This is a genomic window from Catellatospora sp. NPDC049133 (assembly GCF_040648455.1).
Classification (GTDB): Bacteria; Actinomycetota; Actinomycetes; order Mycobacteriales; family Micromonosporaceae; genus Catellatospora; species Catellatospora aurea.
In genome coordinates this window covers 1-20,336 of record NZ_JBEZDT010000057.1, presented here as the reverse complement: position 1 = coordinate 20,336, position 20,336 = coordinate 1, and the positions used below count along the sequence as shown (strand labels likewise).

16 protein-coding genes and 1 pseudogene are annotated in these 20,336 nt (G+C 67.3%); 10 read left to right on the top strand and 7 right to left on the bottom strand.

Annotated features, from left to right (window positions below; translation table 11 throughout):
- The first annotated feature begins 114 nt into the window (after window positions 1-114).
- Window positions 115-1,098 (top strand): NADP-dependent oxidoreductase, encoded by a 984-nt coding sequence (locus AB0B35_RS39385; RefSeq protein ID WP_361056216.1) that lies wholly within the window; start codon window positions 115-117, stop codon window positions 1,096-1,098.
- A gap of 757 nt (window positions 1,099-1,855) precedes the next feature.
- Here AB0B35_RS39385 and AB0B35_RS39380 read toward each other — a convergent pair.
- From AB0B35_RS39380 to AB0B35_RS39365, 4 genes are all read right to left on the bottom strand, one after another.
- The gene (locus AB0B35_RS39380; RefSeq protein ID WP_361056213.1) at window positions 1,856-2,698 is read right to left on the bottom strand and encodes an oxidoreductase; all 843 of its coding nucleotides are present in this window, start codon (window positions 2,696-2,698) and stop codon (window positions 1,856-1,858) included.
- 97 nt (window positions 2,699-2,795) lie between these two features.
- Entirely contained in the window at window positions 2,796-3,161 is a 366-nt protein-coding gene (locus AB0B35_RS39375; RefSeq protein ID WP_360532324.1) for a nuclear transport factor 2 family protein, read from the bottom strand.
- A gap of 209 nt (window positions 3,162-3,370) precedes the next feature.
- On the bottom strand, window positions 3,371-4,219 hold the full coding sequence (locus AB0B35_RS39370; RefSeq protein ID WP_361056210.1) for an alpha/beta hydrolase: 849 nt from the start codon (window positions 4,217-4,219) through the stop codon (window positions 3,371-3,373).
- Window positions 4,220-4,468: 249 nt separating this feature from the next.
- Window positions 4,469-5,968 carry a GMC family oxidoreductase N-terminal domain-containing protein gene (locus AB0B35_RS39365; RefSeq protein ID WP_361056208.1) on the bottom strand — a complete coding sequence of 500 codons (1,500 nt, stop codon included), beginning with the start codon at window positions 5,966-5,968 and terminating at the stop codon, window positions 4,469-4,471.
- A 1,122-nt stretch (window positions 5,969-7,090) separates the two neighbouring features.
- Here AB0B35_RS39365 and AB0B35_RS39360 point away from each other — a divergent pair.
- The 3 genes from AB0B35_RS39360 (at window position 7,091) to AB0B35_RS39350 (ending at window position 10,445) form a co-directional block, all read left to right on the top strand.
- A complete protein-coding gene (locus tag AB0B35_RS39360; RefSeq protein WP_361056205.1) occupies window positions 7,091-8,095 on the top strand; it encodes an HD domain-containing phosphohydrolase in 1,005 nt (334 codons plus the stop codon).
- Window positions 8,096-8,249: 154 nt separating this feature from the next.
- A complete protein-coding gene (locus tag AB0B35_RS39355) occupies window positions 8,250-9,614 on the top strand; it encodes a GGDEF domain-containing protein (RefSeq protein WP_360532339.1) in 1,365 nt (454 codons plus the stop codon).
- A 399-nt stretch (window positions 9,615-10,013) separates the two neighbouring features.
- Window positions 10,014-10,445 carry a MarR family transcriptional regulator gene (locus AB0B35_RS39350; RefSeq protein WP_360532342.1) on the top strand — a complete coding sequence of 144 codons (432 nt, stop codon included), beginning with the start codon at window positions 10,014-10,016 and terminating at the stop codon, window positions 10,443-10,445.
- A gap of 186 nt (window positions 10,446-10,631) precedes the next feature.
- Here AB0B35_RS39350 and AB0B35_RS39345 read toward each other — a convergent pair whose 3' ends face one another.
- From AB0B35_RS39345 to AB0B35_RS39335, 3 genes are read right to left on the bottom strand one after another with little or no spacing between them, the layout of a single operon-like run.
- Complete coding sequence (locus AB0B35_RS39345) at window positions 10,632-10,880, bottom strand: hypothetical protein (RefSeq protein ID WP_361056202.1); 249 nt, start codon at window positions 10,878-10,880, stop codon at window positions 10,632-10,634.
- Window positions 10,881-10,938: 58 nt separating this feature from the next.
- A complete protein-coding gene (locus tag AB0B35_RS39340; protein ID WP_361056198.1) occupies window positions 10,939-12,612 on the bottom strand; it encodes an FAD-dependent oxidoreductase in 1,674 nt (557 codons plus the stop codon).
- 47 nt (window positions 12,613-12,659) lie between these two features.
- Complete coding sequence (locus AB0B35_RS39335) at window positions 12,660-12,896, bottom strand: Hsp70 family protein (RefSeq protein ID WP_361056195.1); 237 nt, start codon at window positions 12,894-12,896, stop codon at window positions 12,660-12,662.
- Between the two features lie 567 nt (window positions 12,897-13,463).
- On the opposite strand from AB0B35_RS39335, the gene AB0B35_RS39330 reads away from it, so the two are divergent.
- The 6 genes and pseudogenes from AB0B35_RS39330 to AB0B35_RS39305 form a co-directional block, all read left to right on the top strand.
- Window positions 13,464-14,552 (top strand): hypothetical protein, encoded by a 1,089-nt coding sequence (locus tag AB0B35_RS39330; protein ID WP_361056192.1) that lies wholly within the window; start codon window positions 13,464-13,466, stop codon window positions 14,550-14,552.
- Between the two features lie 572 nt (window positions 14,553-15,124).
- Entirely contained in the window at window positions 15,125-16,678 is a 1,554-nt protein-coding gene (locus tag AB0B35_RS39325; RefSeq protein WP_361056189.1) for a hypothetical protein, read from the top strand.
- A gap of 167 nt (window positions 16,679-16,845) precedes the next feature.
- Window positions 16,846-17,157: a hypothetical protein gene (locus AB0B35_RS39320; RefSeq protein WP_360532357.1), complete on the top strand. Its 312-nt coding sequence runs from the start codon at window positions 16,846-16,848 to the stop codon at window positions 17,155-17,157.
- 475 nt (window positions 17,158-17,632) lie between these two features.
- Entirely contained in the window at window positions 17,633-19,039 is a 1,407-nt protein-coding gene (locus AB0B35_RS39315; RefSeq protein WP_361056186.1) for a cytochrome ubiquinol oxidase subunit I, read from the top strand.
- 9 nt (window positions 19,040-19,048) lie between these two features.
- Window positions 19,049-20,134 (top strand): cytochrome d ubiquinol oxidase subunit II, encoded by a 1,086-nt coding sequence (cydB, locus tag AB0B35_RS39310; protein WP_361056183.1) that lies wholly within the window; start codon window positions 19,049-19,051, stop codon window positions 20,132-20,134.
- Window positions 20,134-20,336 (top strand): annotated as a pseudogene (locus AB0B35_RS39305) ((2Fe-2S)-binding protein); the annotation flags it as partial. The gene cydB and the pseudogene AB0B35_RS39305, both read left to right, overlap by 1 nt.

The window sequence follows — 20,336 nt, the reverse complement described above, 5'->3', positions numbered from 1 at the left end:
GCCTTCTTTTCGTTCATGCCGGGATTGCAGACACTCGAAGCTCGGTACTGATCGGGTACCCGGTAGGTGATGGAAACCACATGTGAGCTGGAGCTGCATCCTCGGAGGAAGACCATGAAAGCTGTAGGTCTGCACAAGTTCGGTGGGCCGGAGGTGCTGCGGGTCGTCGACGTACCGGAACCGCACGCCGGCCCCGGCCAGGTCCGGATCCGGGTGCACGCTGCCGCGGTGAACCCGGCGGACATGCTGCTGCGCGGCGGCACATGGGCCCTGGAACTGGAAGGGGTGCCCGCACCCTATGTACCTGGGATGGACGTCGCGGGCGTGGTCGACGAGGTCGGTCCGGACACCGACACGGGGCTGCGCGTCGGTGATCCGGTGATGGCGATGCTGATGCCGTTCCTTCCCGCCGACGACGGCACCGTCGCCTACCGGGGCGGCGGCTACGTGCAGTACGCGGTCCTGCCGGCGAGTTCGGTGGTCCGCGCGCCGGACGGGTTCGGTCACGAGGCCGCGGCGACGCTGCCGATGAACGGCCTGACCGCGCTGCTGGCCTTCGACCAGCTCGGCCTGCCGCCCGGCTCGACCCTGGCCGTGATCGGGGCCGCCGGAGCGCTCGGCGGATACCTGGTCCAGCTGGCCGCCCACGCCGGGCTGACCGTGATCGCCGACGCCGCCCCGGCCGACGAGCAGCTCGTCCGCGAACTCGGCGCGACCGAGGTCGTGCCCCGGGGACGCGGGGTCGTCGACAGCATCCGGGCACGGTATCCCGAGGGCGTGGACGCGGTCGCCGACGTGGCGCTGTTCGGGCCGCGGCTGCTCGACGCCGTCCGTCACGGCGGCACCTTCATCAGGTTCCGGCAGGCCGAGGAGCCCGGCGGCTACACCGCCGAGAGCACCCGCGGGATCAGGGTGCTGTCGCCGTTCGTGCCCGAGTACGACGGCCGCACCGACAAGCTCGACGAGATCCGCCGCCTGGCCGGTGCCGGCGTGCTCACGCCCCGGATCGCCGAGGTCATGCCCGCAGGCCAGGCATCAGACGCCCACCGCCGGCTCGAGGCGGGCGGGGTACGAGGGCGGTTCGTCCTGACCTTCTGACAACAGTCCGACGCATACCAAAGACGCGTCCGAAAGAGGAACAACCGTGTCTGCACACTTCACCGACAAGGATCCCGGTCACCGGCGCGACCTCCGGCATTGGCCGGGCAGTCGCCGAGCGGGTCACCGCCGAGGGCGCCAAGGTGCGCGCCCGGCACGGCCTCCTACAGCGCCGCCAGCATAGCGTCATCGGACTCACCCGTCGGCCGCGCTCGACACGGCCGCGAAAGGGGTCCGGATCAACGCGCTCGTGACCGGCGGCACCCTCGCACCCCGCCACCGGCGCTATGACGGCTCGGGACAGCACGACCGCCCTGAACGCGGTCATCGACAACTACCAGCGTCTGTTGCGGGCGATCTGAGAGTTCACCGGGTGCGGCCGGATCGTCGCCCATAATCACAGTCGCGGTCTCGTGCCGCATCGTGGCTGCGCTCTTCTCACCGGGGCGCCCAAAGGGCTTCTACTCGAGCCTATCGATGTTACGAACGAAGTGACAACTTCGGTCGACGAGTCGGGCCAGGCTCGGCGCGACCGAGCAGATGGCGCATGCGAGCCGCAGTCAGTCCACGCCCGCGCACCAACAGCTGAACGGCCTCGCGGGCGAGGCGCTGTCGTGACCACCCGGTTTCAGCGGCGGGCACCCGGCCGGTGACATCACCCAGCGCGAGCAGAACCGCGGCGATGCTGACCGAGCCGCCGGTGTGATGGCGGCCCCGCTCCGTCGGAGCGTTTCAAACGTCCAGGTCCGCTGGACGGCTATACGGTGGCGGGGAAGTCGGCCCGACGTGACAGCGCTTCGGAGGTCCGGATGTCGGCCAGGTTCTCTTCGATCGTCTTCACCACGACGTCGAAGGCGCCGCTGCCCAGAACCAGCCGGTGCGGGGGCGACGCCTGGGCCATGGCGGCGATGACCGCGCGAGCTCCGCGCTGCGGGTCGCCGGGCTGCTTGCCATCCTGGTCGATCATCGCGCTGCGGACGTCTTGCAGCATCGGCTGGTACTCGGCGATGGTCTCATCGACGGCTTCGTCGGCAAAGCCCGCATAGGCCCTGGTCCGGAACGCCCCTGGCTCGACCGCCATCACCCGGATGCCGAGCGGCTCCACCTCGTTGCGCAGCACCTCGGTGACAGCCTCAACCGCGAATTTGGAGGCGCTGTAGTAGCCGAATCCGGTCACCCCGCGCAGCCCGGCCACGGAGGACATGTTGATGATCCATCCCCGGCGTCGGGCTCGCATGCCCGGCAGTACGGCACGCGTGACCGACAGTACGGAGAAGAAGTTCAGTTCGAACATCTGCCGCACGGCGTCGTCGGCCATGCCCTCGATGGACCCGTACCAGCCCCGGCCGGCGTTGTTCACCAGCACGTCGACGGCGCCGAAATGCCGTTCGGCAGCCTTTACGGCGTCGATCACCTGCTGGTCGTCGGTGACGTCCAGGGGCAGGATCAGCACCCGGTCGCCATAAGCCTGTGCCCACTCCTTCAGCCGCTCGACCCGCCGCGCGGTCAGCACCACGCGATCGCCGACATCGAGCGCGGCCTCGGCGTAGGCCGAACCGAATCCACCCGGCGTGCCACCGGTGATGAACCACGTCCTCATGTCTTCCCCAATAATGATCATTTTCCTGGCGACCATCCGACGGCCGACACTCACAACGGACGCCGCCTCAACAATGCCACAAATCGTGTGAAATGTACTACGGTGCGATATGCAGCGCCGCGATCAGCGGGCCACGCATCGTGAACCGGTAGTGCAGGTCGACCACCCCGCCGGGAAAGTCTCCTTCGAGATGCTGGACGACGTCGTAGTGCGTCTCGTCGATCCGACCGGCACCGGTGAGTTCGGTGGTGAACGTGTACTCGCTCGCCGAGCGGCCCAGCCAGGTCCGAATCTCCTCCAGACCACGATAGGCGTGCCCATTGTCCGTCACGACGGCATCCTTGGTGTAGCACGCGATTGCTGCATCGACGTCGCGAGCCCGATGCGCGTCGAGGTAGGTGGTGACTTCGGCCGGCAATGCCGACGAGGCGATCGGGGTTGCCCGACTCCAGTCCGTTCTCATCTGACCACTGTCGGGTCTCCCGCAGGGGGAGGGTCAACTGGCGACCGCGGGCCGCACGACGACATCGACGTGCGTGACCCCATCCGGCATGCGCAGTCCGAGCGCCGGTGAACACGCCAAAACTCCCGCAGATGCATGGCTTCGCCTTGCGAGCCGCACCGGGTGGACGGACTCCCGGATACGAACGGTGCCGGCCCTACCAGTCAGGCCTACTTGGAGGCGCGGGCGGCTTCGATGATGAGGTCGGCGACCGCGCCGGGCTGGGAGACCGGGACGGCATGGGATGCCTTGACTTCCACGGTCTTGGACTTGGCGCGCTCGGCCATGAACTTCTGGGCGGCCAGCGGGATCGCCTTGTCCTCGGTGGCCAGCAGCGCCCATGACGGAATGACCTTCCAGGCCGCCTCGACCGCCTTGCCTTCCAGCGCGGCAGTGGCAGCCGGACGCTGCGTGACCGCCATCAAGGCCGCGGTCGGTGCAGGGACGTCGGCCGCGAAGTGCTCCCGGAACGCCTCGCGCTTGACGTACAGGTCGGCGCCCTCGCCTCCGCCGGGCAGCGGGAACGGCACCGACTGCAGGTTCGCCCCCAGCGTGTTGCCCGGGAACCTGTTGACCAACTCCCCCGTGCTCTCCCCTATCTCCGGTGCCAGCGCTGTTATGTAGACCAGCGCCTTCACGTCCGGATCACCCGCGGCGGCGCTCGACATGACGGCCCCGCCGTAGGAGTGCCCAGCCAGCACGATGGGGCCCTGCACGCTGTTGAGTACACTGCGCAGATAAGCCGAGTCCGTTGCCAGGTCCCGCAGTGGGTTGGCCGGCGCCACCACCGGGTAACCCTCGGCCTGCAGGCGCTCGATCACGCCGTTCCAGCTTGACGCGTCGGCGAACGCGCCATGCACCAACACCACCGTCGGTTTGTCCTGCTGCTGAGCGGGCTGAGGTTCTGCGGCGCCCGCCGACGTGACGGAGTTGGCCGTAACAGGTGCGGTGAGGGCGAGAGCCGCCACCAGCACACTGGCCGCGACCCCCAACAAACGCGATTTCGGTGTCGGTTTCATGGTTCTCCTCCGAGGCTTGCGCTACGCCAGCGGCGGACCAAGACGCACTGGTGCCAGCGCGAGAGTCGGCCGGGCAAGACATAAAGGTCCGAGAGGACACTTCAGGCACGTTGCGGGACCGCGACCGCATTGAACGTGTCGCCCCCGCCATCGGATGCTGCGCTGCAGACGCAATGCTACGCCCGTTATGGAAGTTATATATCGATTTGGCATGAGCGAGGGCCGTTCGTAGCACGGAAGCGCCCTGTTTCAGCCCTCTGCCCGGATCAGCTCAGCGCCACGCTCGGCGATCATGATGGTGGCGGCGTTGGTGTTCACGCTGACAAGTGTCGGCATCACCGACGCGTCGATGACGCGGAGGTTCTCGATGCCATGCACCCGCAGCTGCGGCGTGACCACGCACTGATCATCAGTACCCATCTTGCAGCTTCCGGCCGGGTGGAAATAGGTCCCCGTTGCTGTGCGGACGTAGTCCTCGACCCGGAGGCCCCTGCCTGGCAGCAGTTCCGCTCCGCGCCATGGATCGAATGCCGCACTCGCCGCGATGGTTCGCGCCTTCTCCACGCCCTCGGCCAGACGACGCCGATCGCTGGGATCAGCCAGATAGTTCGGATCGATCAGCGGGCTGCTGTCCGGATCAGCGTTCGCCAGTCGCACGGATCCTCGACTACGGGGCACGACGGACACGCCGAAGGTGAAGCTGCTTGCCGGAGTGTCGAACGCCCCCACGTAGTGGAACGGCACATGCAGGAACATGATCTGCGCGTCAGGCCCGCCGACGGCCTCACTGCTGCGATACAGCAGCGAGGTCTCCGCGTGGTTGGAGTTGCCGGGCAGAATCTGCCGCATGGATTCGAAGACCACACCGGTCAGCGGGTGGTCCTGCAGGTTCCTTCCGACACCGGGAAGGTCATGCACCACCTTGACGCCCGCCTGCCGCAGTTCGTCTGCCGGCCCGATCCCCGACAGCAGCAGTAGGCGTGGTGAGTCCACCGCACCGGACGACACGATCACCTCTCGGTTGGCGCGTACGTCGACAAGTTCGCAGTTGTGTCGCACGAGGACACCTGTACAGCGGCCGTCGCGCACGAGCAGGCTTGTCGCGCGCGACTCGGTCCACACCGTGAGGTTCGAGCGACGTAGCGCCGGTCGCAGATACGCAACCGCGGTACTCTGCCGCTTTCCGGCGCAGATGGTCAGGTCATGCCAGCCGGCTCCTTCCTGCACCGCACCGTTGAAGTCGCCGGTGACCGGATGGCCGGCCTGCGCGGCGGCATCCACGAAGACCTGCGACAGTGGATTGGGCGTGGCGGACCTTTGGGGCATCATCGGCCCGCGGAAGCCGCGATACCGCAGATCCCCGTCTGGCACCGTCTCCATTCGCTGGAAGTAAGGCAGGACGTCGTCATACGCCCAACCGGGCGCGCCGCCCTGAGCCCACGAGTCGAAGTCGTTGCGATGGCCACGCAGGTAGACCATGGCGTTGATCGAACTGCTTCCGCCCAGCGTTCGCCCACGAGGCCAGTTGTGCTCCCGACCCCCCATCGTGCTCTGCGGCACCGTCCGGTACGCATGATCGACTTCGGTGCCCCACAGGGCAGGCCACGCCGTCGGCACGTGGATCTCCGGGCGGGTGTCCTCCGGGCCGGTCTCCAACAGCAGGACACTCACATCCGGCTGCTCAGACAGCCGTGCCGCCAGGACACAGCCTGCCGAACCGGCACCGACGATCACATAATCGAAATCCATGCTTCCTCCGATTCACGTTCCGGTAGCCAGCGCCCACCGCGCCTGGCAACGACCACGTAGCAGCGGCGGACCCAACTTTTGACGATCGCCCGGCGCTCGCTCAGTCATTGCCCCAGAACAACCGACGCGGCTGCGGACGACTTCAGATGGGCCCATTGAAAGCTAGCGCACCGATAGCTCGTGCACAAGGTTTCTGCGTCATGGATGGATGACCTCGTCGGCAGGCCCCCGATTAAGCCACACCAGCCGCCGGCCCGCGCTGCAATGAGGCCTTCGACGCGACCGAGACGCCTCGGCCGCCACCGCCCGCCGAATCCGGTCGGAGACGGGCATCGAGTGCCGGCGCGGGTGCCCCGCAGTCCTGGACCTGCCCTGCCCAATGCTGCAGCAGGCTGCCTTTCCATCAGTTGGCGTTGCCCATACGCCCACTGTCGGGTCTCCCCCAGAGGGAGAGTCAAGTCCTGCTCCGGGAGGGTGCAGATTGCCATGAGCGGCCGGCCAGACGATCGGGAAGACGCGGCTGACCGACGCGAGCGCGTGCACCGGGTCGCCAGGAGCGGTGGGTGGGTGGACCCGCACCCCGGACGAATCCCGCCATCGCGCTTGATCGCCATTCGACAGCCCGGCGGGCCGGTCGCCCGCATCGAAGGAATATCTCGACCACGTACCATCGTTCCGTATGCGGAACGCCAAGTGAGGTCGACCCAGCAGCTTGACGACAGAGCCCCCCACGGGCACGAGCACAAAGGGGACGTACGTGGGATTAAATACCCAAGTTATGGCATCCGAAGCCAGACGATGCCCACCGAGCTGACCAGCGCCAACTTCCGGCCATCGGGAGAGCGACAGATCTCGGCCGCGTTGTCGACGCCTTCTGCACGGTCGGGCGCCACAGCTGCGGGGCCGGCTACCCGGCCAATCTGACCGAGCCCGCAAACCCAAACGATCGCCGGTCGAGCCGCGACTTGACGCGGCGTCGACCTGGGCGACAGCCCATCCCGAGTTCACATCAATAGCCGAAATCCGACCAATTACCTTGTACACGAGGATTATGTGGGCTAGGTTTTTGTCATTGAGGCGGGGCCGCTGGGCGAGCTCCCGCACACTCCCGAGGAGGAAGCCATGGGCAAGGTAGTGCAGCCGGCAGTCGTGATGGTGTTCGCCGAGTCGTCCACTTTGAGCGAAGCGGTCGACCGCCTGCGGCAAGCGGGCTGTCCGGTGGCCCCCGCCAACTGGAGCTGGGAAACGGCTTCAACTGCGGCGCACGTGCAAAGGCTCATCGGCGGCATCGACGGTGCAATGGTCCTGGTCAAGCAATCCCGCCGCAGTGCGACGCTCCCCCACACCCATGGCGACCATTCGGCCGTCATGGCACTGGTGTGCATCGAAGTGCCAGCTCTCCAGGCGGGACGGAACACCGTGGAACGGTGCGAGGAGTTGCCGGGCGAGACGCTCGACCCGAACCCGGCATCGGCGCGGACCGAGCCCGCGACACCGGTCGACCCCGAAGACGCGCTCTCACAGGACCTGGTGTCGATAGCCGACAAGATCGACGCCATCCTGGGGGAACGCGAGCACGGCACCGCCGTCGCCCGGTGGGCCGAGCAGACCGCCGCGCGACTGGGTCTTGATCGCCGGACGCAGCTGCGCACGGCAGCCGCTGGACGCCTGCATGACGTGGGCAAGATTTGCGTTGACGAGTCCCTGCTGGCCAAGCCCGGCCGGCTCACCGCCGACGAGTGGGTCGAGATGCGCCGCCACCCGGACGAGGGTGCCCGGCTGCTCGTCGAGATGAACCGGCCGGATTTGGCCCCGCTGGTCGCGGCACACCATGAGCGGTATGACGGGACCGGTTATCCGCGCGGCCTGGCCGGTGCCGACATCCCGATCGAGGCACGGATCATCGCGGTGTGCGACGCCTGGGCCACTATGCGCGTTGACCGCCCGTATGCCCGGGCGCTCGGGGTCGGCAAAGCGCGCGAAGAGCTGGAGACGGGACGGAGCACGCAGTTCGATCCCCGCGCGGTCGACGCCTTTCTCCAACTTGTCGACGAGGGCGCCATCGACGAGCCGGCACTGCTGTCCGAGTACACCAGCCGGCAGTCGGCCGGGCGCGGACACTTCTGACGTTGTGCCCGGCTCCTGAGGAAGGAGGACCGCCGAAGTGACCGCAGCACCAGGACTCGTCGATGAGGTCGCCCAGTCCATACGCTCCTGTGAATCCGTCTACAGAACGTGCAACGCGGTGGTCGACGCTGTCAGCACCCACACGGGTGCCTCGGTGAATGTTCTGCTGACCAACGCCAGCTACCTGCACCTCGGCGCGAGCAGCGGGGTCTGGCACGCGCCGAGGACAGTGCGCATCAACTACGGCATGGCCGGGCGGGTACTGACCACGGGGCACACCGTCACGCGTCGCACCTCTGCCGTCGACCGCACCGGGCCGCCCGCAGGCCGACCAGCCGGCTCGATGATCTGTGCTCCAGTGCGCGGCACGCGCGATACCGTGATCGGCGTCATCATGGTCGAGTTCGACCTCGTGCTGACCGACCTCAGAGACTGGGAGTCAGCGCTGACGAGGATCGGCGTGCTCCTGGGCGCACGTATCCACCAGCTGGGTGGCCCGTCCGAGCCGAGCCCGCCCCAGTGGCTGCTCAGCCACACCTTGAGCATCGCCACCGCCAACGACCCCACGGAGCTGGCACAACGCTTCTGCCGCGCGGCGGTCGACCTGTCCGGGCTGCGATGCGCAGTGACACTCATCCGCAGGGCCAACGACCTCGTCGGCAGCGCTCCGCCGCTCGCCGTCCTGGCGGACCACTGCGGGTCGGGGTCACGGCGACTCGTCGACGCCGTCGGCGCCCTTCCGCCGGAGAGCCTGTCCGCGTTGATGGATGCCGCGGCTCGCCAGCAGGCCGCGTACTCCCGGGGCGGGGTAGGCGTCGCCGACACCAGCGGTTTCGAACCACTCGCCGACGTCGGCGTGCGCACCCTGGTCATGGCTACTCTGCCGGTGAATACGCGGCATCCCGACTTCGACGCCGTCACGCTGATCATGGACGAGCTCGCGGTTCAACCACTGCCGGACACCGCGGTCATACTGGAACTCCTGATGATCAACGCCGTCGCGTCCTACGAGCGCATGTCCACGCAGCACACACTGCAGACTCTGGCCGACTCCGACCCGCTCACCGGCCTGCGCCACCGACGCCCGCTGGCTCGACAACTGGCCTCCGGCGCTCCGTCGCCCACGGCCGTGCTCGCGATGGACATCGACAACTTCAAGGCCATCAACGACACCTGGGGCCATGACGCCGGAGACCGTGCACTCATCGAGGTGGCCGACGCCATCCGCCTGGCGCTGCGCGAGGGCGACGAGGTGTTCCGCGTCGGCGGCGACGAGTTCGTCGCGGTGCTGAACGTGGCCGGCCGGGACGAGGCCGTACAGGTCGCGGAACGGATAGCGGCTGCGGTAGCCGACGGCGGCCGGACCATCAGTGTCGGGGTGACTTTGCGGCGGTCGGAGGACGTGGAGACGACTCTCCGGCGCGCCGACGAGGAGTTGTACGCGGCAAAACGTGCCAAAGACCACCTCGGTCGTGGTCGGCCACTGTCCGGACGACGTGTCGGCGAGCAGGTCCGCTAATTTCTCCGCGGGCGGACTGGCACCCGGCCCGCGCAGAAATCGTGGTGCCGATGGTCGCCAGACCGCCGGACCGCTGCTGACCAGCGCCAAGTTCACCGTCGCCCCGGCTCGGTCGAGATCGTCTAGCACGACCAGCCGGGCGTGACACGTGGCAATGTCGGCGAGTTGTTTTGCCCGACCGCGTCGCAGCGCCGCGGCCGCCGGTCAGCAGCGGGCCTGGCCGGCCTATTAACTTGTGCAAGAGTAAACCGTGGTAAAGTTGGTTGGGGCGGTGAATCGCCGCGACCGAAGCGAGGCCACGTGAGCCGGTTGCCAGCACCGTCGGTCGAGCCAGACACGAACGCAGGAGGTCATGTGACACAGTCACCAATACGCTCGGATGAGCCCGACTATGCCTCAATGCGGCTTGACGACCAGTTCTGTTTCGCGCTGTACGCCGCCTCGCGCGCGGTGACCAGCGCCTATCGGGTTCTCCTCGAGCCAGTAGGACTGACATATCCCCAGTATCTCGTGATGCTGGTTCTCTGGGAGCGCAAGAGCGTCGCTGTGAAGGACCTCATTTCCGCGCTTCAGTTGGAGTACGGCACCTTGACACCGTTGATCAAGCGGATGGAGACCAACGGGCTTATCACCCGTCGACGTCGAGGCGAGGACGAACGTGTTGTCGAAGTCGCACTCACTCCGAAAGGTGAAGCACTTAGGGAACGCATCAGTTGCGTGCCGACGACAATCGGTGACGCGTCGGGACTCACCCAAGAGGAGATCGCAATAACTCGGATGCTACTTCGCCGCCTCACAGCGAATGAGCTCGCCTTCGCAGCGGCATCTTGATCTCCTGGCAGCCGGTCGCCCACCCACAGGGCAAACCCTCCCGGCCCGGTCGCGCAGACCGCCGCCGTGGCGGCGTGGCCATGTGTCCCGAGCGTGTCGCCACTGTCTACAGACGACCGACATCCTGATCACCGCCGACCGAGAAGACAGCACGTCCCGCGGGCGTGATCATGGAGGCTTCCGTGGTCATTTCCTCTGCACACCAGGGCATTTGACAGTGTCGCGCAAGACGCGCCACGCCACAACCAAGATCAAAGAAGTCTCGGCCAGTTCATGCGCACCAAGTTCCGTGGGGCGGTTCGCCAAAACCGTACGCTCGTACGTGTAGAAAACGTGTCTCGAAGAACATAAAAGGCCGGGCTCCAGCCTGAACCGGGCACCACGCAAGCTGGCCAGCACCGTGGCGAAGACCTCCACGATGATCAACAGCTGCAAGTGCTCCCACCCTCGCACCTATGGTCCCCTCAGCGAAGTCCAGGGTCCTTAATCGGGTCTAGCCCTGGCGCAGTCGTAGATGTTCATGGACGAACCGGATCGCCATGGCCCCCTCGCCGACGGCTGATGCGACCCGTTTGATGGAGCCGCTGCGCACGTCGCCTGCGGCGAACACGCCGAGCCGGCTCGTCTCCAGCAGGTACGGCCGCCGAGGTGTGCCCTGGCGCAGGTCGGTGACGGCGTCGGCAGGCACGTCCGGGCCGGTGAGCACGTACCCGTGGTGGTCGACTGCGATCTGTTTGTCCAGCCAGGTGGTGCACGGTTCGGCCCCGATGAACACGAACAGGGCGGTGGCCGGGATGCGTCGGCTGTGTTCGGTCTTCATGTCGACCACGACCACCTCCTCCAGCCGGTCGCGTCCGGCCAGTTCGCATACCTCGGTGTTGGTGTGGACGGTCACGTTGGGCAGTGCGGTGATGCGGTCGGCGAGATAGCGCGACATGTCCCGGCTCAGGTCGTCGTGCATGATCATCAGGTGGGCGTGGGCCACGTGGCCGGCCAGGAACACGGTCGCCTGTCCGGCGGAGTTGCCGCCGCCGACCACGGCCACCTGGTCGCCGCGGCACAGCTGGGCCTCGGCGGCGGTGGCCGCGTAGTAGACGCTGGTGCCCTCGAACTCGGCCAGCCGGGGCACCCGCAGTTTGCGGTAGCGGGCCCCGGTCGTGATCAGCACGGTCCGGGTGGCGATCTCGGTGCCGTCGGCCAGCCGTATCAGGTGGAGCCCGTCGTGTTCTTCCATCGCCGTGACCGATGCGGGCACGGTTATCCGAGCGCCGAACTTGCGGGCCTGCAGCGTGGCCCTCTCGGCCAGCTCCGCGCCGGAGATCCCGCCCGGGAAGCCGAGGTAGTTCTCGATCCTCGACGAGGTGGAGGCCTGCCCGCCGGCGGCGACCGCGTCAAGGACCACGACCGACAGGCCCTCCGACGCCGCGTACACGCCTGCGGCCAGCCCGGCGGGGCCCGCGCCCACCACGACCACGTCGTAGTCGGAGCCGGCGATGCTCGGCTCGGCGAGCCCGACGACCCGCGCGAGCTCGTCGTTGCCCGGATTGCGCAGCACCTCCTGGCCGCGCCAGATGACCACCGGCGTCTCCTGCGGCGTGACGCCGAGCTGGCGCAGCAGCGTCTCGGCGGTGGGGTCCTGCTCCACGTCGATCCAGCGGTAGGGCAGCCGGTTGCGGGCGGCGAAGTCGCGCAGCCGCCGCGCGTCGGCGGAGTAGCGCGAGCCGATGATCCGGATCCCGGCGCCCATCTCGATCAGCAGCGAGCGGCGGATCATGTACGCCCGCAGGATGAGGTCGCCGAGCGTCGGGTCGTGGGCGACCAGGGCGCGTACGTCGTCGACCGGGATGCTGAGCACCTCGCCGGGTGCGCGGACCACGGCGCTCAGCAACGCCGGCTGGCCCGCCAGGAGGCTGAGTTCGCCGAGGAAGCGGCCCGGCCCGTGCACACTGATCTCCCGCTCGGCCGGGGTGCCGTATCCCTCGATCAGTGCGACGGCGCCGGACAGGATGACGTGGAAGTCGTAGCTCGGGTCACCCTCGTGGAACAAGGGTTCGCCGATGTCGGTGGTGTGGCGCTGCCCGCGTGAGGCCAGCGCGTCGATCTGTTCGGCGCTCAGCCGCGGATAAGCTCCGTAGCGGTCCGGTGTCTCCTGTACGGGCTCGGACATTCTGGTCACCTTCTCTGACGGTGATGAAGTCGGGTGGCATACCTGGGTTAGTCGGCGGGAGGCTGGGCCAGCACCTGTTCGACCCAGCGCAGCAGTGCGCAGGGTGGGGCGGCGCCGACCTGGCGGGCCCGTACCTGCCCGTGGTCGAGCAGGAGCAGTAGCGGGATGGACTGGCCGTCCGGGCCGGGCACGACGTCGAAAGCGACCGCCTTGGCCTGACCGCCTTCGAACACCGCGATCACCGAGTTGGTCGTACCGAGATCTATACCGACTGCTTTTGCCATGCTGATCACCAGCCAGCCGTGGACGCGTGCCGGACGATGCCGGGTGCCAACTGTCGTCACCCGGCAGTACGGGGCAAGCTCCTCAAGTTCCGGAATCGAGGTCGGGGAGGCCTCAACGCATAAAGGGCCGGCAGCACCAACTGCCTGTTAAGCCCTCACCGTCATGCCGACGCGACCACACCAAATACGCACCAAATTCTCATACTACCCACCACGGACGGGACAAAACATGATCCGGACGTTGCCGGAGAACCGCACCCAGGCCAGCCTGCCAGAACCGCCACATGGTCGCCGGAGCCAGTGGCGCTGGACATGGGCATACGGCTGCTCGGCAGGGTGATCTGGCCGACGCCCATGCCCAGGTCGTCCTGGCCCAGCGCGTCCCTCGCCGGACGGGGTTGCCGTAACATGATTGACCAACACCGAGTGACGGTCGCTCACCGGATCGGGGCAGGTGCGTGACCGCGCACCGTGCCGGTGGCACCGCCCCTGTCGGGAGATGCACGATGACGACGGCAACGTTAACGACTCGGTTGGGACGACGAGCGCTTCGGCCGGTGACTTGAGATGACCGTGATCGGACTGGTCGCGTCACCGGGGGCGGCTGCCGATCTGACACAGAGTCTTCTGGCGGACCTCACCGGCCTGATCTCTGTTCGACTGCCGGAGGGAGACTGGCATATACGGCTGGCCGTGGACCGGCTGGTCGACGCCCCGGCAGACTTGAACCGGCTGGTCGACGCCGCCCGGCGCAGGCTGCTGGACGAAGGCTGGCAAATGGCCGTCTGCATCACCGATCTACCGTTGGCGACCCAGCGCCGGCCGGTGGTCGCCCACGCGAGTGCGACGCACGGTGTCGCTGTGCTGTCCCTGCCTGCGCTGGGCGCGGTGGGTGTGACCCGCCGGGCCGCGGACGCGATCGTGCGCCTGGTTGAAGCACTGCTGGGCGAGGTCGACACACAGAACGCGGACCTCGATGATCGCGCCACCCGGCGGCGTCGGGTGGCCCTGTACCGACGGACGCGCGAGCTGAACGAGTTGCCGGTACCTGAAAGCGGAGCCGTCGGTCTGATCGCTGGCGTACTGACCGGAAACCTGCGGCTCCTACTGGGCATGCTGCGAGCCAACCGGCCGTGGCGACTGGTCTCGCGGCTCTCCCGAGCTCTGGTCGCGGCTTTGGCCGTCGACATCCTCGCGCTGGTGACGAGCGACATCTGGCGGCTGGCGAACGCGTTGGGCGCGGCGCGACTGAGCATCCTTACCGTCGGTTCGCTACTCGCCGTGGTACTGAGCCTGGTGCTCGGCGCCGGCCTGTGGGAGCGGATGCCGCCCCGGACTGCCGGTCCCGCGATTCGCCAACAGGTGGCTCTGTTCAACATCGTCACGATTCTTACCGTGGTTATCGGCGCGGTAGCGCTGTACGGCGAGCTGGTGATCCTGACCGCGGTGGGGGTGCTCGTCATGGTCCCGGCCGATCTGATCGCCGCTGCCCTCGGTCATCCGGTCGGTATCAGTGACCAGGTACGGCTGGCGTGGTTGGCCAGCTCTCTCGGCACGCTCGGCGGGGCGCTGGGAGCCGGGCTGGAAAGCGACGAAGCGGTACGTGAGGCTGCGTACCATTATCAACCAGACAATGAGCTGACCGCCGATCGCTGACCTCTTCCGCCGCTACAGCAGTTGTAGCTACGCGCTTGCTGCACCGCATGGCGCCAGGTGCCTGGGCAGCACGTTCACCGGCCGCTGGGTGTCCATGTCGATGAGCAGCGTGCCGTAGATGTGACCGTGCCGCATGGGTAAGACCCGTGTCCGATGTTGCAGCGTCGTCAGTGGCTATTCGCCGGCGCGCTGCGTTGGGCCCTGGGTGGTAGCGCATCAGCGCCGGCGGTTACGGCCACTCGACGACCTCGTGCACGCTGTCGATCCGGTGGACCCCGGGTTGCCGCACACGGTGGTCAGGCCGAGTGACCTGAGCAGATCGAAGGTGACGCTGCGGACCGTCGCCTTGATGTTGTTGATGTCAGCCGACCGCTCCTTGCCGTGGGCGTAAAACGACCAATGCGTGCGGCAAGGCGCAGGCCACCGACACACGACCACTGATCTTACACAGAGTACATAGACTCTCACTTTGCGTAGCATGTACTGGCAGATGGCATCGGCTCGACCGACCGGTGCCGCCCGCCGGACCGACCGGAGCCGGACGTCTCGTCACCACCCAGGAGGTATGAACCATGACTCGCAAGGTGGGCTCGGAGAAGCCCCGAACGATCAGCGGGGCCGGGGCGCCGGCGGCGAAGGCCGGGACCGCCCCAGACCACGACGCACATGAGCAGACGCCGCGTTCGCTCGTGGTCAAAGCGCCGGAGGAGACCCTTCCCATCGGACTGGTGCCGGCGAACTTCGAGGCCGACTACGTCGCCGGCGTAGTCGCACCGTTCCTGCTGAGCAACGAGTTCATCAGCGAGACGCCGCTGCTACCGATGATCGATCTGGCACTGACCAAGGAAAAGGCCGTCCCCGTGCAACTGTGGGGCATGCTCTACGAGGGGTGGACACCCAACCCGCACGACGAGGGCGTGTCGGTGTTCTTCCAGGGCTACGAGAACCGCGGTCAGAGCAACGCCCGCAAACGGATCTACATGACGGCCACCACACCTGACCTGATCGAGACCAGGTACCGGCCGAAGATCCAGGAGTTCCACCGCCGGTTCCTGTCCGATGTCAACGTCGGCAAACCGCTGATGGCGCAGTACTTCGACAACTACTACGACCTGTACTGGAACCTGCACGTCGGGGCCACCGGCGACCAGATTCCCGCCGAGGTCCGCCAGTACAGCAGCGCGTTCAACGCGGTGATCGGCTTCTGGTTCCCGACCGAGGAGGTCGTGCGGCAGGCCTACATGCAGACCCGCGCCACCCGGGAGAGCCTGCGCGAGTGGCTCGACACCCGCGTGCAGGCGATCATCGACGACCGGACGCCGGAGGCCGACAGCACCTTCGTGCACTACTGGCTCAAGAACGGCGAACTGGGCGACAACTTCCGGCGCACCGACATGATCTTCGAGTGCTTCCACAACTTCCTGGCGTTCAGCCAGTGGGGCAACATGGTCTACCAGGTCGCGAGCAGGCTGTCCACGGGCGGCGACCCGAAGATCCGCGAGTGCTTCGACAAGACGATGTCGCAGGACCCGGACACGCCCGACGGCTGCGCCTTCACGCCGCTGGACCGGTTCGTGATGGAACTGTTCCGGTTCATCACACCCAACGGCGGCAGCCTGTCCATGCTGCACCGCCGCCACGCCCTGCTCGGCGAGGGCTTCAACGGGACGCTCACCCCGCACCGGCAGGCCTGCATGGACCCGCGGCTGTGGGAGGACCCGACCGCGTTCGACCCCGACCGCTACCGCGGCGCGCCGACCACCGCCGACAACGACGCGGCCGCCTGCGAGCAGGTCAGGCTGACCCGCTGCCCGTTCGACAAGGAGGCGATGGCCGTCAAGGACGGGCGTGACGTCACCATGACCAACTCGGTGTTCGGAGCCGTGTACAGCGAGGTGGACGGCACGCCGCACCCGCTGGTCGACACCGCGGGGTACGCACCGTTCGGATTCGGCTACCGCCGCTGCGCAGGAGAGCAGCTCACCATCGAGTTCATCAAGCAGATGCTGCACAAGGTATGGCAAGACAAGATCACGTTCGCCGACCTGAACCTCGACGCACCGGTCAGGACACCGGTCGGGCCCGGCACCGTGCTCGCCGACGACATCGGCTTCACCAAGGGGTGAGCACGTCGCCGGCACCGACGATGGGGCGGTGAACCCGGCCGGGCACCCTCAGTGGGCAACGGGGGTGAGAGCGCCCGGCACAGCCGGTTCAGGCCACCACGCTGCCGCGTAACCCGGGCTCGGTCGCGGCCCGCAACTGCGGCAGTGCGCCCTGCTCCACCGGCCGGGTGGCCAGCAGGCCGAGCCAGGCGATCACCTGCCCGAGCCGGCCGCGGTGTGTCCAGAAGCTGAGCATCCGCAGCGCCGAGTTCCGGCGGCTGTGGGCCCGGCACGACGTTCGCGAGTCGGTCAGCGGCACCAAGACGTTCCGGGTCCCCGAGGTCGGCGACATCGACCTGCACTGGGACACCTATTCCCTGCCCGGCAGCCCCGGCCCGGTCATGCTGGTCTTCACCGCCGAGCCGGGCACCGCCCACGCCGAGCGGCTGCGGCTGCCGGGCTCGCTGCACGCGAGCCGGGTTCGCCGGGCGGCGGCATAAACCCGCCCGGCCGGGTCAGAGCCGGACACGGCATCAGATGGGCGCCTCGCCGGGGCGGAGCACGCGCCGCTCCTCGATCCTGTTGGTCCGCCCGAAAACGCCCCAGTCGGTGGGGACGACCTCGCGCAGGCCTATGTAGACGGGCACACCGCCTGCAGCGGTGATCGCATCTGCTGCGTTCGCCCGGTTGGGGCGTGCCGGTCGACGATGACAGCGAGTGGTCAACTACCCGGCCCTGAAGGGCTGGGCTGGCAGGCTTCCTCCCCGGTCGCCAATTCTGGACATGACCTTGGTCCCGCCGGGAAGGACCTTCGGCGGCCTGAACTGCCGACGTTGGGCCCTGCACGAGCGCCGGCACTCCTGGGACTCTGACCTCGGGCCCGCCTCCCCCGGCGAACCCACGACGCCCTGGTGGCCCGCAACGTGCGCCAGCCCGACCCACAACGCATCGCCGCACGGCGTATCGGAGGCTGACATGGACAACCTCGACCTGGCACGGTGGCAGTTCGCCATCACCACCGTGTATCACTTCCTCTTCGTACCGATCACCATCGGGCTTTCGTTTCTCGTCGCCGGAATGCAGACCGCCTGGGTGCGCACGGGTGACGAGCGCTGGCTGAAGCTGACGAAGTTCTACGGCAAGATCTTTTTGATCAACATCGCGATGGGTGTCGTCACCGGCATCGTGCAGGAGTTCCAGTTCGGCATGAACTGGTCGGCCTACAGCCGGTTCGTCGGCGACGTCTTCGGCGCACCCCTGGCGATCGAGGCTCTGCTGGCGTTCTTCCTCGAGTCGACATTCATCGGACTATGGATCTTCGGGTGGGACCGGCTTTCCCGGCGGATCCATCTGACCTGCATCTGGCTGGTCGCGGTCGGCACCCTGCTGTCGGCGTACTTCATCCTGGCCGCCAACTCCTTCATGCAGAACCCCGTCGGGTTCCGGCTCAACCCCGACACTCACCGCGCCGAGCTCACCGACTTCGCCGCCGTACTGACCAACAAGGTCACCCTGGTCACCTTCCCGCACACCGTCGCCGGCGCGTTCATGACCGCCGGTGCCCTGGTCGCCGCCATCGCGCTGTGGCACCTGGTCCGACGGCCTTACGCCGAGACCACGACCTACCGCAGCGCGCTGAAGGTCGGCGCCTACACGACGTTGGTCGCCACCGTCGCGGTGCTCGTCACCGGCGACATCCAGGGCAAGGTCATGACCGAGGTGCAGCCGATGAAGATGGCCGCCGCAGAAGCCCTCTACGAAACCGCGCGGCCGGCCCCGTTCTCGATCTTCACTGTCGGCACCCTCGACGGCAGCGAGCCGGTCTGGCAGGTGGAGGTCCCCGGCCTGCTCTCCTTCCTCGGCACCGGCCGCCTCGACGGCACCGTCCAGGGCATCAACAACCTGCAAGCCGAGTACGAGGCGAAGTACGGACCCGGCGACTACAAACCCATCATCCCCGTCACCTACTGGACCTTCCGGTTCATGATCGGAGCTGGGATCCTCGCCGCGCTGCTCGCGCTGTGGTCGCTGTGGGCGATGCGGCGCGGCAGGTCACCGGCGTCGCGATGGCTGCTGCGGGGCGGCATCCTGCTGCCGCTGCTGCCGCTGATCGCCAACGCCTTCGGCTGGATCTTCACCGAGATGGGCCGCCAGCCCTGGATCGTGTTCGGCCAGATGAAAACCGCCGACGGCGTATCGGCCACCGTCAGCAGCGCGAGCATCGTCACCTCTCTGCTGGTCTACACCGCCCTCTACGGCGTCCTCGCCGTCGTCGAGGTCGGGCTGCTGCTCAAGTACGCCAAGTCCGGCATAGCCGTGCCCACCGCGCTGCCGGACGAGGCCTCGGCCGACGACGCGCGCCCGCTGACGTTCGCCTACTAGGAGACGATCGTGGAACTGACCACCATCTGGTTCATACTCATCGCGATCCTGTGGACCGGGTACTTCGTCCTGGAGGGCTTCGACTTCGGCGTAGGGATGCTGCTGCCGATCCTCGGGCGAGGCTTCTCCGCGCAGGGTGAACGCGAACGCCGCGTCCTGATCAACACCATCGGACCGGTGTGGGACGGCAACGAGGTCTGGGTGCTCACCGCCGGCGGGGCCACCTTCGCCGCCTTTCCCGAGTGGTACGCCACCCTGTTCAGCGGCTTCTACCTGCCCCTGCTGCTGATCCTGGTGGCACTGATCATCCGTGGAGTGGCGTTCGAATACCGGGGCAAGCGCGACGACCTGAGGTGGCGTAGACGATTCGACATCTGCATCGTGGTCGGCTCGGCCGTGCCGGCCCTGCTGTGGGGTGTCGCGTTCGGCAACATCTTCCGCGGCGTCAGACTCGGCCCCGGACACGAGTACGCAGGTTCGTTCGGGGACCTGCTCAACCCCTACGCGCTGCTCGGCGGCACCACCACGCTGGCGCTGTTCCTCCTGCACGGAGCGATCTTCCTGACCTTGAAGACCTCCGGCAACGTACGTGACCACGCCCGCCGCGTGGCCGGCACCGTCGGCCCGGTAGCGGCGCTCATCGCGGTGACCTTCCTGCTGTTCACATTCGACATCCGCCGCACACCCGCCTCGATCACCCTCGGGCTGCTCGCCGCCGCGTCGCTGCTGGCATCACTGGTGCTCGTACGGACGGGAACGGCACGCACGAAACGTGACGGGTGGGCGTTCGCCGGGACCGCGGCCTGCCTTGTTCTCACGGTGGCGAGCCTGTTCAGCGGGCTTTATCCATACGTCATGCCGTCGACCACAGCCGACGTGTTCAGCCTCACCGTGACCAACGCGTCGTCGACGCCGTACACCTTGAAGATCATGACCTGGGTCGCGGTGGTTTTCACTCCAGTTGTCGTGGCGTATCAAGGCTGGACCTACTGGGTCTTTCGAAAGCGGATCAGCATCACGCACATCCCACCCGCCTCGGAGCCGCACCCCCTGAACGTCGGCCGGCTGGCCGTCGATGGCGAGGCGGTGCGCTGATGCAGGTCATCGGCACCGGCCACGCCGGCTTCCGGATCGATACGGCGGCGGGTTCGATCCTGTGCGATCCGTGGGTGAACCCGGCGTACTTCGCCTCGTGGTTCCCCTTCCCGGACAACTCGCAGCTCGACTGGGAGCACCTCGGCGACGTCGACTACCTGTACGTCTCCCACCTGCACCGGGACCACTTCGACGCGGCGCA

Coding starts and splice junctions, on each gene's coding strand:
- AB0B35_RS39385 (WP_361056216.1), top strand. CDS start 115: ATGAAAGCTGTAGGTCTGCACAAGTTCGGTGGGCCGGAGGTGCTGCGG.
- AB0B35_RS39380 (WP_361056213.1), bottom strand. CDS start 2,698: ATGAGGACGTGGTTCATCACCGGTGGCACGCCGGGTGGATTCGGTTCG.
- AB0B35_RS39375 (WP_360532324.1), bottom strand. CDS start 3,161: ATGAGAACGGACTGGAGTCGGGCAACCCCGATCGCCTCGTCGGCATTG.
- AB0B35_RS39370 (WP_361056210.1), bottom strand. CDS start 4,219: ATGAAACCGACACCGAAATCGCGTTTGTTGGGGGTCGCGGCCAGTGTG.
- AB0B35_RS39365 (WP_361056208.1), bottom strand. CDS start 5,968: ATGGATTTCGATTATGTGATCGTCGGTGCCGGTTCGGCAGGCTGTGTC.
- AB0B35_RS39360 (WP_361056205.1), top strand. CDS start 7,091: ATGGGCAAGGTAGTGCAGCCGGCAGTCGTGATGGTGTTCGCCGAGTCG.
- AB0B35_RS39350 (WP_360532342.1), top strand. CDS start 10,014: ATGCGGCTTGACGACCAGTTCTGTTTCGCGCTGTACGCCGCCTCGCGC.
- AB0B35_RS39340 (WP_361056198.1), bottom strand. CDS start 12,612: ATGTCCGAGCCCGTACAGGAGACACCGGACCGCTACGGAGCTTATCCG.
- AB0B35_RS39335 (WP_361056195.1), bottom strand. CDS start 12,896: ATGGCAAAAGCAGTCGGTATAGATCTCGGTACGACCAACTCGGTGATC.
- AB0B35_RS39330 (WP_361056192.1), top strand. CDS start 13,464: ATGACCGTGATCGGACTGGTCGCGTCACCGGGGGCGGCTGCCGATCTG.
- AB0B35_RS39325 (WP_361056189.1), top strand. CDS start 15,125: ATGACTCGCAAGGTGGGCTCGGAGAAGCCCCGAACGATCAGCGGGGCC.
- AB0B35_RS39315 (WP_361056186.1), top strand. CDS start 17,633: ATGGACAACCTCGACCTGGCACGGTGGCAGTTCGCCATCACCACCGTG.